Source organism: Phyllobacterium sp. K27, assembly GCF_054796155.1.
On record NZ_CM139240.1, the window covers coordinates 2,850,858 to 2,864,356 of the forward strand.

Below are 13,499 nucleotides of genomic sequence, written 5' to 3' on the forward strand. Positions count from 1 at the left end.
TGTCGAACCACGCACAATGCACATGCCGAACAAGCGAGATGCAATAATGACAAAAATGTTCTCCAGAATCCTCATTGCCAATCGTGGTGAAATTGCCTGCCGTGTCATTCGTACCGCGCAGCGCATGGGGATTGGCACTGTTGCGGTTTATTCCGATGCGGATGCGCAATCCCTGCATGTTGCCATGGCCGACGAGGCGGTCAATATCGGACCAGCGCCCGTCACAGACAGCTATCTGCGTGCCGACCGTATCATTGAGGCGGCGCTAGCCACGGGAGCCGAAGCCATCCATCCCGGCTATGGCTTCCTTTCGGAAAATCCCGGATTTGTCGATGCGGTGGTAAAAGCGGGACTGGTTTTCATTGGCCCAAGCGCTGACTCCATTCGCGCCATGGGCTTGAAGGATGCCGCCAAGCGCCTGATGGAGAAAGCCGGTGTGCCTGTTGTTCCGGGCTATCATGGCGAAGCGCAAGAGCTTGTCGTGCTTGCCTCCAAGGCGCGGGAAATCGGCTATCCGGTCCTGATCAAGGCCCGCGCCGGAGGTGGCGGCAAGGGCATGCGCAAGGTGGATAGTCCCGATGATTTTGCCGAGGCGCTGGGCAGCGCGCGGCGCGAAGCCAAGAGCGCTTTTGGCGATGACCGTGTTCTGGTCGAAAAATATGTCGCCAAGCCGCGCCATATCGAAGTTCAGGTTTTTGGCGATAATCATGGCAATGCCGTGCATCTTTATGAGCGTGATTGCTCTCTCCAGCGCCGCCACCAAAAAGTCATCGAGGAAGCCCCTGCCCCCGGCATTACCGCCGAGATGCGCGCAGCAATGACCAGCGCTGCAGTCAAGGCTGCTTTGGCAATCAACTATTCCGGTGCGGGCACCATAGAATTCATCGTCGATGCGAGCGAAGGGCTAAAGCCTGACCGCTTCTGGTTCATGGAAATGAACACCCGCCTGCAAGTCGAGCATCCCGTTACGGAAATGATCACCGGACTTGATCTGGTTGAGTGGCAGCTGCGCGTCGCCGCGGGCGAAAAACTCCCTTTGACGCAAAAGCAAATCCCGCTGAACGGTCACGCCGTCGAAGCGCGGCTCTATGCGGAAGACCCTGCCCGCAGCTTTTTGCCTGCCATTGGGACGCTGCATCATCTGGCATTCCCGACCCGCAGCGACATTCGCATCGAAACCGGTGTTCGCGCAGGCGATACGATATCTCCGTTCTATGACCCGATGATCGCGAAGGTTGTCGTTCATGCGTCAGATCGGACCTCTGCTTTTTCGGCGATGGAAAATGCGCTGATGCAGACCGAGATTGCGGGAACAAAGACCAACCTTGCCTTTCTGTCAGCTTTGATTCGGCACGAGGGTTTCAGCAGTGGCGATATCGATACCGGCTTGATTGATCGTGATCTTGCCAGCCTTGTGACACCAACAATCGTGCCTGCCGGTGCGAAGGAACTGGCGATTATCGTGGCAAGCGGATTGTTGGAGAAACCAACCTCCAATGATCCGTGGGCGGCCTTGCGCGGCTATAGCCATCTTGGATCGCCAAGCTATCCCGTTATGCTTTTTGAAGAAGAGAAGCCGGCGCGCTATGGAGTGACTGTGCTGGGCAATGAGCGCTTTGCGCTCTCCGGAACACAGGGCGACCTTGAAGTGAAAGTCCGAAAGGAGGCAAGCGGCTGGCATGTCACCGGCAAAGGCATCAATCTTCGTGCCAAGACAGCTGCAATTCCCGATGGTATCGCAGTGCTTTCTACAGGAACAGTTTCGAGCTTTGCCATCGCTGATCCATTCCTGCTTGCCGAGGCGGCAGGAACTGCCGGAGACCGTCTTAGTGCGCCCATGCCTGGCCTGGTAAAGTCCGTTCGCGTTTCAGCGGGCGATATGGTCAAGAAAGGTCAGATATTGCTGGTCCTTGAAGCGATGAAGATGGAACACACCATCACCGCACCGCATGAGGGCAAAATCGCTGAAATCGTCACGGAAGGCTCGCAGGTAAAAGAGAAGTCATCGCTGGTGCGATTTGAGACAAATGATTAGCGCGTTCCCTTGATTCTAAGGTTCACCATCAGCGTTATCGAAATCGGATGCGAATGTTAGAGCAAGTTTTGCTTATCCGTCCTGTTTTGGCAGATTGGCAATGGCGGTTTCAACAGCCGCAATGTTAAGCTCAAGTGTGGCAATCTTCTGCAAAGTATTATTGTCAGGAAATGCTTTTGATTTGGCACACATCGTTATGAGTTGTGTTTGAGCTTCAATTAAACTGGATAACAACCTCTCCAAATCGTCCAACATGTGTTTTCCGTCTTCATTATCAATCGCGCGCACGCGCAGGTTGTAGCTTTTCACCGCATCTTCAATACGCGAAAAGTTTGAAAATTGTCAAAGCACATATGGCGAAAATATACCATTTATTTTACCGTCCGAACAAAATATCCGGACAAACAAATATGTGAACTAATCAATTCGCACTATTCATCACAAAAAGCCCGAATGTGCAGCATTTGATTAAAATTTTATACTTTTGCAGTTCCTTTGAAGAACCTCAGTGAGAAGTCATCCATTCGCGTGCTTCCCGCAACGCAGTTGCAATATCAGCCTTTGGCATTGTTGCCATAATCTCGGCGCGCAGCTTGGCGGCACGATCGCAACCTTTGATTGCAGCAATATTGAACCATTTATGGGCTGCCACAAGGTCCACGGCACAGTCGCGGCCGGTCGCATACATGATGCCCATTTCAAAAAGAATATCGGTCTGCGCAGCGCCAGCCACGTGGCCATTTTCCAGATTTTGAAGATCAAAGCGTGCCATTTTACCAAACCCCTGTTGAACCTATTTCGTATTTACAAACGAAAGCCCTGTCAGACTTCTGAGAACCGCCTGTTTGTTTTTGGCGTGCTCTTTTGATGTTTCCGATCATGCAGGAGAGGCTTGAAATTGCTGTTAAAAGGCATGCTTAACCGGGATCAAACAAAACAAAAACAATTCGTAAACTTCGGAATTCGTTAAATATAATGCTCCAGGAAATACGGGCATTTGCCGAAAATGCGCGCGTACGATTTCAAGCTTTTGCTAACCACATATCGGATTGCAACCATGGGCTTACTTTCCGAACTCTTTTTAATCAGGTGAAAAAATGCTCCCTCGGCTTTTGTGACGGCACTTCCCTTCCTTTGCATTTTAAATTACCTTTACGTGCGCGTAAGCACCATGCGAACAGACGGAGAGTTTGGTTCGCTTCACCGGGAGGATATTATGAAGTTAAAAATTTTGCTGGCAGGCGCCAGCTTTGCCCTCATGACAGGATCGGCAATAGCTGAAGAACCTATCGTTGGTTCATGGAAGCGCTCGAATGGGACGATTATCCAGTATTCGTCCTGCGGCGGCGACAAATATTGCGGTACGGTCATGACCGGAGAATATAAGGGCAAGTCGATCGGCTCAATGGCGGGCAAGGATGGCTCCTATAAGGGCACCGTCAACAAACTTGATGAAGGCAAGACCTATAATGGCAAAGCCACGGCCAAGGGCGGCAAACTATCGCTGGCCGGATGCGTGATGGGCGGTCTCATCTGCAAAAGCGAAAGCCTCACCCGCCAGTAGCGCCGGGATATCAACTCAAGACGAGCAGGCAGATAAATCTGCCCGCTCACTTTCACAAGGCCCGACACTACTCCTTGATCGGTGCGTAAGCCCCATCGTGCCAGATATTGATATCGTATTTGGCATCCTTGATGTCGCCCTTCTCGTCAAAAACGACAGGGCCAATAACGGTATTCACCGGCGTGCCATCCTTGAGAATTTCCGCGACCTTTTCAGGATCATCGCTGCCTGCACGCTCTATCCCTTGCGCAAAGGCTTCGATGACCGCGTAGGAAAACAGGGTAAAGCCATCAGGCACGAAACCACCGGCCTTTATCTTTTCTACTGCGGCCTTGGCTTCTGGCCGGACCTGCGGATTGGCCGGGAATGTGAAGATAACGCCTTCAGCTGCGGGACCCGAAACCGCCCAAAAATCTGGCGACGCTATGGAGTCACCCATCATGAGCTGAAATTTGAAATTCTGGTCTGCTGCCTGTCGCAGAATGAGCCCGGCTTCCTGATGATAGCCACCGAAATAAACAAAATCAGCCTTCAAATCCTTCAGCTTGGTGATAAGTGCTGAATAGTCCTTTTCACCGGCATTGATCCCGTCATACAGAATTTCGTTCAGTCCGGCCTCATTCATCTTGCCCTTGACGGCATCCGCAAGCCCCTTGCCATAGGCGCCCTTGTCGTGAAGAACGACAACATTCTTGCCCTTGTATTTTTCGGCAATCCAAGGTCCGACGAATTCGCCCTGCGCGTCATCACGCGTATAAAGCCGCATGATCGTCGGCCAGCCATTTTTAGCGGCTGCGTCGGTAAGCTCCGGATTTGACGAGGCGGGTGTCATCATCAATACGCCAGCTTCAGCATAGACCGAAGAAGCCGGAATACTCGAACCTGAGCAGGCATGACCATCCACGAACTTGATACCGGCAGCGACAATGCGGTTGGCGATGGATACGGCCTGTTTTGGATCACAAACGTCATCCTCCATGACGAGTTTGATCTTGCGGCCCAAAATACCGCCCTTCTCATTGATCGCCGCGGCAGCAGCCTGAGCGCCCTGTTTGAACTGATCGCCAATATTGGCAAGTTGGCCTGTCATCGGGCCAGCCACTGCAATCTCGATATCTTCAGCCATAGCGGATGAAGCGCCCAAAGCAGCGGCAATCAGGCCCGCATAGACAATTTTCTTGAAAGGCATGGTTCCCCCTTTTTTAAAGAAAAGCAGGTGGAGCCTACATGCAATTTAAACGCACGCCAGCAGAATTTTTAAAGCGTGGTTGAAGTGTGTCCATACCCGCTTGGCCAATATCCAGCGGCAAACGTCAGACACCTGCAATACCGAGTTGAATTAATCCGACAGTCTTAGACTAAGGTCTAATTGCGCGGCAAAACGAGCTGAAGTATATATTGAGCATATTTCAGAATGTTGCTGTTTGAAGTATCAATTATAAAGATTGTTTTATTCTGCGAAGAATGTCTAAGAGGCCAGCAATGCTACACGTATCCTCCCGGCGTGTGGATTTTAAGAGCTGCAGGGTGGCTGGGTAGCGATTATTTCAAATATCGTTGCTCTGATGGCCTTACCCGGATGTATTTTATTCGGTTGACCGAGCAGAGCCAAGGTCTGAACCAGCGTTTCTGGTTAGGGACAAGCAAAAGCAGCCATGGAGTTCTCCCCATGGCTGCTTTTTTCCTTCTGCTGACCGGCTTTTTTTCCTTCAATGGATCGGCTTTATCGCCGTCGGCGCATTAGCTTTGTTGCCGTCGGCGCATGAGCCTCGTTGCCGTCGGCGCATCAGCCTCGTTGCCGTCGGCGCATTAGCGGGCTGTCTGCCCAAACAGGATCTTCTGCGCTTCCTTGTCATCAGCCAGATTACGGCGTTCTTCCCTACCGACCGCAACCCCGCGTTCAACTGCCGGACGCGCGCGGATGGCTTCAAACCAGCGCTTCAGATTAGGGAAATCATCAAGGTCCTGCCCCTGATTGGCGTGGGAGATTGTCCAGCCATAGGATGCGATATCGGCGATGGAATATTCATCAGCAAGATAGTCCCTGCCCTCAAGGCGGCGATTCATCACCCCATAAAGTCGATTAACCTCATTTGTGTAGCGATTAATGCCATACTCGATCTTTTCCGGCGCATAATTGCGGAAATGATGGGCTTGACCCGCCATGGGGCCAAGGCCGCCAACCTGCCAGAACAGCCACTCCTCAACAGCAACCCGCTTACGTTCGTCCTGCGGATAGAACTTGCCAAACTTCCGGCCGAGATATTGCAGAATCGCGCCTGATTCAAAAACAGAGATCGGCTTCCCATCCGGCCCTTCGGGGTCGATAATGGCAGGCATACGATTGTTGGGAGCAATTTTCAGGAATGAGGGCTCGAACTGATCGCCCTTGCCGATATTCACCAGCTTCACCTCATAAGGAATGTCGAGCTCTTCCAGCATGATGGAAATTTTCCATCCATTCGGTGTGGGCCAATAATAAAGCTCGATCGGCTTGGTCTGGGCTGTCATATCCGTCTCCATGGATGTCACCTGAATTTAGAGTCAGACCTAAACATAGGCACCGGTTATCTGTTCACAAGGGAATAATTTCACGACAGGCGCGAGTGTCAGAGCACGCGGACCGCAAGGCACTCACTTCATGCGAAAGTCACTTTGTGGTGATGACTACCTTTCCCTTTGCGCGGCCCGTCTCGACATAAGCCATGGCCTCGTTGGACTTTGCGAATGGGAAAATACGATCCACGATGGGTCTAATGATTCCTGCCTCAATCAAGGACGTGATCTGAGCGAGTTGTTCACCATTGGCTGTCATGAAAAGGAACGAATAGCTGATGCCTCGGCGTTTGGCTTTTCTTCGGATGCCAAAACTCAGCAGACGTGTGATTTGCTGAAGCAGCCAGTTGAAACCATTCTCCTTGGCGAAAGCCGGGTCCGGCGGCCCTGAAATGGAGATCAGCTTTCCGCCCGGCTTCAACACGCGAAGAGATTTCTCCAGCGTGTCCTTGCCAAGACTATTCAGGACGACATCATAATCCTGCAGAGCTTCTTCGAAGTTCTGCGACTTGTAATCAATCACGACATCTGCACCGAGACTTTTGACCAGATCGATATTTGCTGTGCTTGTGGTCGTTGCCACATGGCCCCCAAGATGCTTGGCGAGCTGAATGGCAACTGTGCCGACACCGCCCGAACCAGCGTGGATCAGAACTTTTTGCCCCTTTTGCAAATTGGCTCGCTCAACAAGTACCTGCCATGCTGTCAAGGCGACAAGCGGAATGGATGCGGCTTCTTCCATGGTCAGGTTATTTGGCTTCATCGCAACATCGGCCTCGTCGATGGCGATGTATTCTGCAAATGTTCCGATGCGGTCCTGAGCTGGACGGGCATAAACAGCATCACCGGGCTTGAACTGCCGAACGCCCGACCCGACCCGGACCACAACGCCCGCTACGTCATTGCCCAAGACCAGCGGCAGACGATAAGGCAGGATGAGCTTGAACTCTCCATCTTGAGGGTCCGGACCCATTAATCTGGTCGAAATGGTATGAGGCTTTTCGTTTGGATACAAGGAGCAAAGGCGAAGGCAATGTGGTTCATTTTCGAGCCTTTGCGACGAAGTAGGCGGGCGAAAAGACCATATCCTGCGGACGCCGAAACGGCTGCAAGCTGCAGTGTCGAACCGCTTGGCCGGGGGGAAGACCCCGCCCTTCGCGCTTCTCCTCGCATCTTCTTGCCGTTTCAGGCGCCATTTCGATCATATTAATAGGTCCGGACCCTAAATCTTGGCATCCAAAACGTTGACACTGGCGGCATGAATTTCCACCATCACGTCATTTTTCCGCAACTCCGGCTCCGGGCTTTGCGTGAAACGCAGCGCACCACCCTTCACATAGCGATCAATCAGAAATGATTTCATAAGAACCAGCCTTCGTTTCTGTGGTGGTGCGAACATTCAGTCGGGAAGTCGATTGAATTTCCGTAGATTTTTATCCACGAAAGACTCAGGGAAAAAGCGGCGTACAAAGCGAACCTGCCGCGCTGCTTTACCAACAGTGTAACGTCTTTTGGGCGATGGTGCATTGGCTGCCCTCACAACTGTCGCTGCGACGATCTCTGGTGCGTCACCTTTTTCAATGATTTCACGCATCAGCTTCTCGGCGTAGCCACGGATCGTATCATAGACGGGAAGCGGCTGGTCCGGTCGGGTAAGGTTTTCTTCAAAGGACGTGCGGGTCACGCCAGGCTCGACAAGCACAACGCGGATGCCCTGGGTGCGAACTTCATGGTCTAGCGATTCGGAATAGCCCTCGATAGCGTGCTTGGTTGACGAATAAAGAGCGTTATACGGAGCGGGAATGAGTCCAAGTATGGAACTCAGATTGACAATTCGTCCCCGGCCCTGCTGTCGCATCACGGGCAGAACTGCATTTGTCATCCGCAGCACGCCAAAAACATTCACATCGAACACGGCCTGTGCCTGAGCGGCAGAGGACTCTTCCGCGCCGCCGAGCAGCCCTATCCCGGCATTGTTGACAAGAAGGTCAATCTGCCCGGTGCGGCCAAGAACTTCGTCGACAAGCGACCGCACCGATACATCATCGGTAACATCGCAGATCAGCATGGTGATCCCATCCGGACCATCGGACATCGGCTTTCGGCTGGTACCGAATACACGATAGCCATCGCGTCGCAGCGCTTGTGCCGTCACCAGTCCAATACCAGAGGAAGCGCCCGTTACGAGAGCTACCCTGTGCTCTTTATTTCTCATCATCTTCAGCTTTCATTTTGTTATGGAAATTTGATGGACTATCAGTTACTATTATTTTAGTAGTAAGTCACTATCAAAAAGATACTAACATGAAAAATCTTTCAGACGAGCCATGTCTTATTGCCCGCAGCCTTGCCCTGATCGGTGATGCCTGGAGTATGCTGATCATGCGGGATTCCCATGCGGGGCTGACCCGTTTTGATGAATTCCGCAAAAGTCTTGGCATAGCGCCGACGATGCTGACAGCGCGGCTATCAGCCCTGACAGAAGAAGGAATGCTGGAGAAACGCCGCTATTCGGAACGACCGCCACGGGACGAATATATACTCACGGAAGCCGGAAGAGACTTGCTCCCGGTGCTGTTCTCCATTGGCGCGTGGGGCCGCAAGCATCGCGGTGGGGGCAAGGTAACCCGGTTCTTCGACGCCGAGGCCGGAACGGAAATTGATGCCGTCACTATCGACCGCGAGACCGGCGCGCCGGTCGGAACACGTCCCATTCGCATTGTTGTACCTGAGTGAACTGCCTCCATATCGGGCTAATGCCTGATAACCGCGTTAGAAAATTGAACGGATGATGAACGACGAGATCAGCATTCGTTCAGTCAAGCCGATGCAAAGTCGTGACCAGATATTGCGAAAGCCACTTCAGGGACACGACCATGTTAAATTCAACTGTAAATTACTCGCTGCTGTTTCTTAGGGCATTAATATTTTCAGCAATCCTTGTCGGTCCTGTCATCGCTTTTGCTGCAAGCTATGAAAGCCGGTCGCCCTCGAATGGTGGCATAGGCCTGGTTTTGCTGGTCAGCCTGCAAAGAGTTTAAGCTGACCGCTTTTCAAATGTCGCACTGAATCACTATATTGGGTAATGGACAAACGAATCGGAACCAAGAAAATAGCCTCGATCAGCATGCCAGCCCATGTTGAGGCAGAAGAATTTACAGATGCCAAGGCGGCCGTTCAGGCGCTAATCGCGCTTTATGAACGCAATACCCAGTTTTTGCGGGATGCTTTCGACAGTGTGTCACGAGGTGAAGCCGGGGACGCAACGCATTTTCGCGCATTTTATCCAGAGATACGCCTTTCCACATCGAGCTATGCACAGATCGACTCGCGGCTTGCCTTTGGTCATGTGTCGGCACCGGGGCAGTATTCGGCAACAATAACCCGGCCCGATCTTTTCGACAATTATCTTGAAGAGCAGATACGCCTGCTGATCCGAAACCATGGTCGCCCCGTTACAGTGCAGGAGTCGACAACGCCGATTCCTATTCACTTTGCGTTTCTGGAAGGCACACATGTCGACTCCTCGGTCGCCGACGGTTTTCTATTACCATTGCGCGATCTGTTCGATGTGCCGGATCTGGCTGCAACCGACGACCGGATTGTCAATGGCGAATACGAAACCGACGATCTCGATAGCATCATGCCGCTTTCGCCATTTACTGCGCAGCGTGTCGATTATTCATTGCACCGCTTGTCGCACTATACGGCAACACGCCCGATGCATTTCCAGAACTATGTGCTCTTCACCAATTACCAGTTCTATATTGACGAGTTCTGCGCATTATCGCGGAGGCTCATGGCAGCTGGCGGTGGCGGATATGAGCGGTTTATCGAGCCAGGCAACCTGATCACGGAAGCAGGCGATGAATCGCCAACGTCCGGCGTGCCTATTGGCAGGTTGCCGCAAATGCCGGCCTATCATCTGGCACGTGAAGATGGCTCCGGTATTACCATGGTCAATATTGGCGTTGGCCCATCCAACGCCAAGACGATCACCGATCATATTGCCGTGCTGAGACCACATGCATGGCTGATGCTCGGACATTGCGCAGGCCTGCGCAACACGCAGGCTCTTGGTGATTATGTGCTGGCCCATGCTTATGTGCGCGAAGATCACGTTCTGGACGATGATTTACCTGTATGGGTGCCGATTCCCGCTTTGGCCGAGGTTCAGGTCGCACTGGAACAGGCCGTGGCGGAGATTACCGGCCTTGAAGGTTATGACCTCAAGCGGATCATGCGCACGGGTACTGTTGCCACTATCGACAACAGAAACTGGGAATTGCGCGACCAGCGCGGACCGGTGAAGCGGCTCTCGCAATCGCGCGCGATTGCGCTCGATATGGAGTCCGCCACAATCGCGGCAAATGGCTTCCGCTTCCGTGTGCCTTATGGAACGCTGCTTTGTGTTTCGGACAAGCCATTGCATGGCGAGTTAAAGCTTCCGGGCATGGCGACCGAATTTTATAAGCGGCAGGTGGCGCAGCATTTGCAGATTGGTATTCGCGCTCTGGAAAAACTGGCTGAAATGCCTCCCGAAAAGCTGCACTCGCGAAAATTGCGCAGCTTCTTCGAGATGGCGTTCCAATAGAATTATTTGCGCGGTCCGGTAAGGGCGAAATATGCGCCTTGCGGATCGCGGCCCTCGATAATCCAGGCATCGCCCGGGACAGCCATGGGCTCGGTTGTCACCTGCCCGCCCTTTTCCTTGACGCGCGCAACCGCAGTATCGATGTCATCGACAATGAAATAAAACCGCCAAAGCTTTACATCGGAAGCATCGGTGCTAGTCATCATGCCGCCATACATCTGGCCGTCGACATTGAATATCTGATAGGTGCCCATTGGCCCCATATCCATAGCTTCGCCCTTGGTCCAGCCAAAAAGGCCGGAATAGAATGTAAAAGCTTTCTCTGCGTCGTTGGAAACCAGTTCATGCCAGCCAATGGTGCCGGGCGTAAAAGGGGCCGGATAGTTGTCCGGAGCCTCTTTAGACGGTTTGAATAGCTGGAAGGGAGCCCCCAGCGGATCGGCGACAACCGCGAAAGTGCCAACGCCCGGAATATCCGTTATCTCTGTGTGAACTTTGCCACCAGCCTGCTTTACGCGCTCCACATAGGCAGCAACATCATCGACCATGATGTAACCTGACCACATGGGCGGCACACCTTCCACCTTCGCATCCTTTGCCGACATCAATCCGGCAACCGGAGCCTTGTCTACGGTCAGCAAGGTGTATTTGACCGGAGAATTGACCGAATCCTCCGCACCCCATCCTACAACATGGGTATAAAAGGCTTTGGCCGCCTCCGCATCGCTCGTCAGCAATTCATACCAGATGAAATTCCCGCTCATGATCGTTCCTCCTCCGAGTCTTGCGCGATCAGTACCTGAATATTGACAAATATGTTGATATCAACATAACTAGGCTATGTCAAAGATGATGCCAGTCACTTACGAAACCACTATCTATGTTCACGACCATTGCATGTGCCTGACTGTTCAGCGCGCCGCCCGCTCGCTGGCGCGAATGTTTGATGAAGCGCTTCGCCCCCATGACCTGACCAATGGCCAGTTTTCTTTGCTCATGTCCTTGAACCGGCCGGAGCCACCAAATCTCAGCTCCGTCGCCTCTTTGCTTGCCATGGACCGCACAACACTCACTGCCGCGTTAAAACCCATGGAAAGGCGTGGACTGATCAAGATTATGGTTGATCCGAACGACAAACGCAGCCGCTTGCTCGCTTTGACAGATGATGGCCTGCGCCTGCTCGCGGACGTTATGCCGATATGGATCAGTACACATGGCGATCTTGAACAGGTTTTGACTCCCGGAGAACAAGGGCGCCTGCTCAATGACCTAAGGAAGTTGCTTTAAAAAAATCAGCCCTGCTATATTGAAGCCCAACCACAAGTTGCTTGGAAATAGCTTTAATGGTGCTATATTGTAGGTGGAGTGAGGGGGCGGACTTCCGCCCACCCCTCTTTTTGTTGATTATCTGAATTGAACCCGGAAGCTGAGCGACCAACTCGTCCGGGTTCTTTTCATGGTCAACGTAACGCTAAACGGCATGTACCGCATAGTTTACCTCCAGTTTTAACGGCAAGGCTGATGCCCAGTCGGGAAGCCCATCTTCCCGATGGGCCGGTTCGCTCGGCCCACACTGCTTCTGCCTATAAAACTATCCAACATTTGGCTTGGATCGCAGTGGAGAGCAACGAACGCAGAGTTGCATAATTTGTGTTCTGGGCGGCTCTCTGGTTGTTATCATCCAGTGAAAATCGCACCTTGATTGCGTCGCAATTGCCGGGTTAATGCGGAATGATGATGACGAAGAACAAGCAATCCTGGATCAAGCTCGCAGCCGTATTGATACCGGTGTTGTTTTCTGTACCGCTGGTGCTGGGTTTTTTCGGTGCAGCGCATCCAGCCTTCGATTCCTTCGCCCATTTTCGCATGCATCTTGCTGTGCTCATGGCCTTATCGGCAGTGCCAGCATTGTTCTTTCGTCTTTGGCGCGAAGGAATAATGGCCGTTGTATTGGCACTGACTGCTTTGGCGACGGTGCTGACCCCGCCATCCGGCCCCAGTGCAGAAGCCGCTTCAACGGCGTTGGCGCAGTACAAATTGCTGCAACTGAACCTGCGCTATGACAATGAGCAGCAGGCAGACGTTTTTCGGTTGATTGGCAGGGAGTCGCCTGATGTGATTGCTTTGCAGGAGGTTTCCGACAATTGGCGACCCCGGCTTAAAGCTATTGAAGCGCGTTATCCGTACACTTTCTATTGCTCTAATCGGAGCCGTATAGGCGGCGCAGCAATCCTTTCGCGACGCCCTTTCGCATTGGGTTCGACGCCAATTTGTATCGATAGCCTCGTCGCCATTGCACGGATCGATTTTGGAGGTCGCAGCGCCATTATCGCATCGCTACATCTGGATTGGCCATGGCCGTTTGCGCAAGACTGGAACGTCAAGGAAGTTCAACCTTACTTCGAAAAGCTTCAAGGGCCGCTGATTATTTCCGGCGACTTCAATGCTGCGCCATGGAGCCAGACGCTAAAAAACATCAGACAGTACAGCAAAACCCGCATAGCCGAGGGCGTACGTCCGAGTTGGCTGCTCAATGGCACCCTGGCCCACGCGGCCAAATGGATTGGCCTGCCGCTGGATCACATACTTGTCTCAGACAGGATTACCGCGGCACGCGTTGAAACGCTTGAACCTGTCGGTTCCGACCACCTGCCGCTGCTGCTGCACTTTTCGGTTACCGGCATAGATGATGGTAACGAACCAGAACAACAGACAGTGATGCTCGAAACACCAGCAACATAACCCCCAAT

Annotated in this window: 14 protein-coding genes and 1 pseudogene; 7 read left to right on the top strand and 8 right to left on the bottom strand. The window is 52.6% G+C overall.

Going from position 1 to position 13,499, the window contains the following annotated elements:
* The first annotated feature begins 55 nt into the window (after positions 1–55).
* On the top strand, positions 56–2,035 hold the full coding sequence (locus tag ACYJL1_RS14200; protein ID WP_460898046.1) for an acetyl/propionyl/methylcrotonyl-CoA carboxylase subunit alpha: 1,980 nt from the start codon (positions 56–58) through the stop codon (positions 2,033–2,035).
* A gap of 72 nt (positions 2,036–2,107) precedes the next feature.
* Here the strand turns inward: ACYJL1_RS14200 and ACYJL1_RS14205 are convergent, their stop codons facing one another.
* Positions 2,108–2,344: a hypothetical protein gene (locus ACYJL1_RS14205; RefSeq protein WP_460895988.1), complete on the bottom strand. Its 237-nt coding sequence runs from the start codon at positions 2,342–2,344 to the stop codon at positions 2,108–2,110.
* 196 nt (positions 2,345–2,540) lie between these two features.
* Positions 2,541–2,807 carry a sel1 repeat family protein gene (locus tag ACYJL1_RS14210; RefSeq protein ID WP_460895989.1) on the bottom strand — a complete coding sequence of 89 codons (267 nt, stop codon included), beginning with the start codon at positions 2,805–2,807 and terminating at the stop codon, positions 2,541–2,543.
* Between the two features lie 444 nt (positions 2,808–3,251).
* Between ACYJL1_RS14210 and ACYJL1_RS14215 the strand changes: the two genes are divergently transcribed.
* Positions 3,252–3,599: a DUF2147 domain-containing protein gene (locus ACYJL1_RS14215; protein ID WP_460895990.1), complete on the top strand. Its 348-nt coding sequence runs from the start codon at positions 3,252–3,254 to the stop codon at positions 3,597–3,599.
* Between the two features lie 67 nt (positions 3,600–3,666).
* Here the strand turns inward: ACYJL1_RS14215 and ACYJL1_RS14220 are convergent, their stop codons facing one another.
* Entirely contained in the window at positions 3,667–4,788 is a 1,122-nt protein-coding gene (locus tag ACYJL1_RS14220; protein WP_460895991.1) for an ABC transporter substrate-binding protein, read from the bottom strand.
* A 225-nt stretch (positions 4,789–5,013) separates the two neighbouring features.
* Between ACYJL1_RS14220 and ACYJL1_RS14225 the strand changes: the two genes are divergently transcribed.
* On the top strand, positions 5,014–5,343 hold the full coding sequence (locus ACYJL1_RS14225; protein ID WP_460895992.1) for a hypothetical protein: 330 nt from the start codon (positions 5,014–5,016) through the stop codon (positions 5,341–5,343).
* A gap of 65 nt (positions 5,344–5,408) precedes the next feature.
* Here ACYJL1_RS14225 and ACYJL1_RS14230 read toward each other — a convergent pair whose 3' ends face one another.
* The 4 genes and pseudogenes from ACYJL1_RS14230 to ACYJL1_RS14245 form a co-directional block, all read right to left on the bottom strand.
* Positions 5,409–6,110, bottom strand: coding sequence for a glutathione S-transferase N-terminal domain-containing protein (locus tag ACYJL1_RS14230; protein WP_460895993.1), 702 nt, complete (start codon positions 6,108–6,110; stop codon positions 5,409–5,411).
* Between the two features lie 139 nt (positions 6,111–6,249).
* Positions 6,250–7,113: pseudogene (locus ACYJL1_RS14235) on the bottom strand (NADP-dependent oxidoreductase); the annotation flags it as partial.
* Positions 7,114–7,377: 264 nt separating this feature from the next.
* A complete protein-coding gene (locus tag ACYJL1_RS14240; RefSeq protein WP_460895994.1) occupies positions 7,378–7,518 on the bottom strand; it encodes a hypothetical protein in 141 nt (46 codons plus the stop codon).
* Between the two features lie 36 nt (positions 7,519–7,554).
* Entirely contained in the window at positions 7,555–8,370 is an 816-nt protein-coding gene (locus ACYJL1_RS14245) for an oxidoreductase (protein ID WP_460898047.1), read from the bottom strand.
* An 89-nt stretch (positions 8,371–8,459) separates the two neighbouring features.
* Between ACYJL1_RS14245 and ACYJL1_RS14250 the strand changes: the two genes are divergently transcribed.
* Positions 8,460–8,891 carry a winged helix-turn-helix transcriptional regulator gene (locus ACYJL1_RS14250; RefSeq protein ID WP_460895995.1) on the top strand — a complete coding sequence of 144 codons (432 nt, stop codon included), beginning with the start codon at positions 8,460–8,462 and terminating at the stop codon, positions 8,889–8,891.
* A 349-nt stretch (positions 8,892–9,240) separates the two neighbouring features.
* Positions 9,241–10,749 carry an AMP nucleosidase gene (locus ACYJL1_RS14255; RefSeq protein ID WP_460895996.1) on the top strand — a complete coding sequence of 503 codons (1,509 nt, stop codon included), beginning with the start codon at positions 9,241–9,243 and terminating at the stop codon, positions 10,747–10,749.
* Between the two features lie 2 nt (positions 10,750–10,751).
* Here ACYJL1_RS14255 and ACYJL1_RS14260 read toward each other — a convergent pair whose 3' ends face one another.
* Positions 10,752–11,513, bottom strand: a complete 762-nt coding sequence (locus ACYJL1_RS14260) for a VOC family protein (RefSeq protein WP_460895997.1) — start codon at positions 11,511–11,513, stop codon at positions 10,752–10,754.
* Positions 11,514–11,589: 76 nt separating this feature from the next.
* Here ACYJL1_RS14260 and ACYJL1_RS14265 point away from each other — a divergent pair, with 76 nt between their 5' ends.
* Both ACYJL1_RS14265 and ACYJL1_RS14270 read left to right on the top strand, forming a co-directional pair.
* Positions 11,590–12,036, top strand: coding sequence for a MarR family winged helix-turn-helix transcriptional regulator (locus tag ACYJL1_RS14265; protein WP_460895998.1), 447 nt, complete (start codon positions 11,590–11,592; stop codon positions 12,034–12,036).
* A gap of 444 nt (positions 12,037–12,480) precedes the next feature.
* Positions 12,481–13,491 carry an endonuclease/exonuclease/phosphatase family protein gene (locus ACYJL1_RS14270; protein WP_460895999.1) on the top strand — a complete coding sequence of 337 codons (1,011 nt, stop codon included), beginning with the start codon at positions 12,481–12,483 and terminating at the stop codon, positions 13,489–13,491.
* Positions 13,492–13,499: the final 8 nt, after the last annotated feature.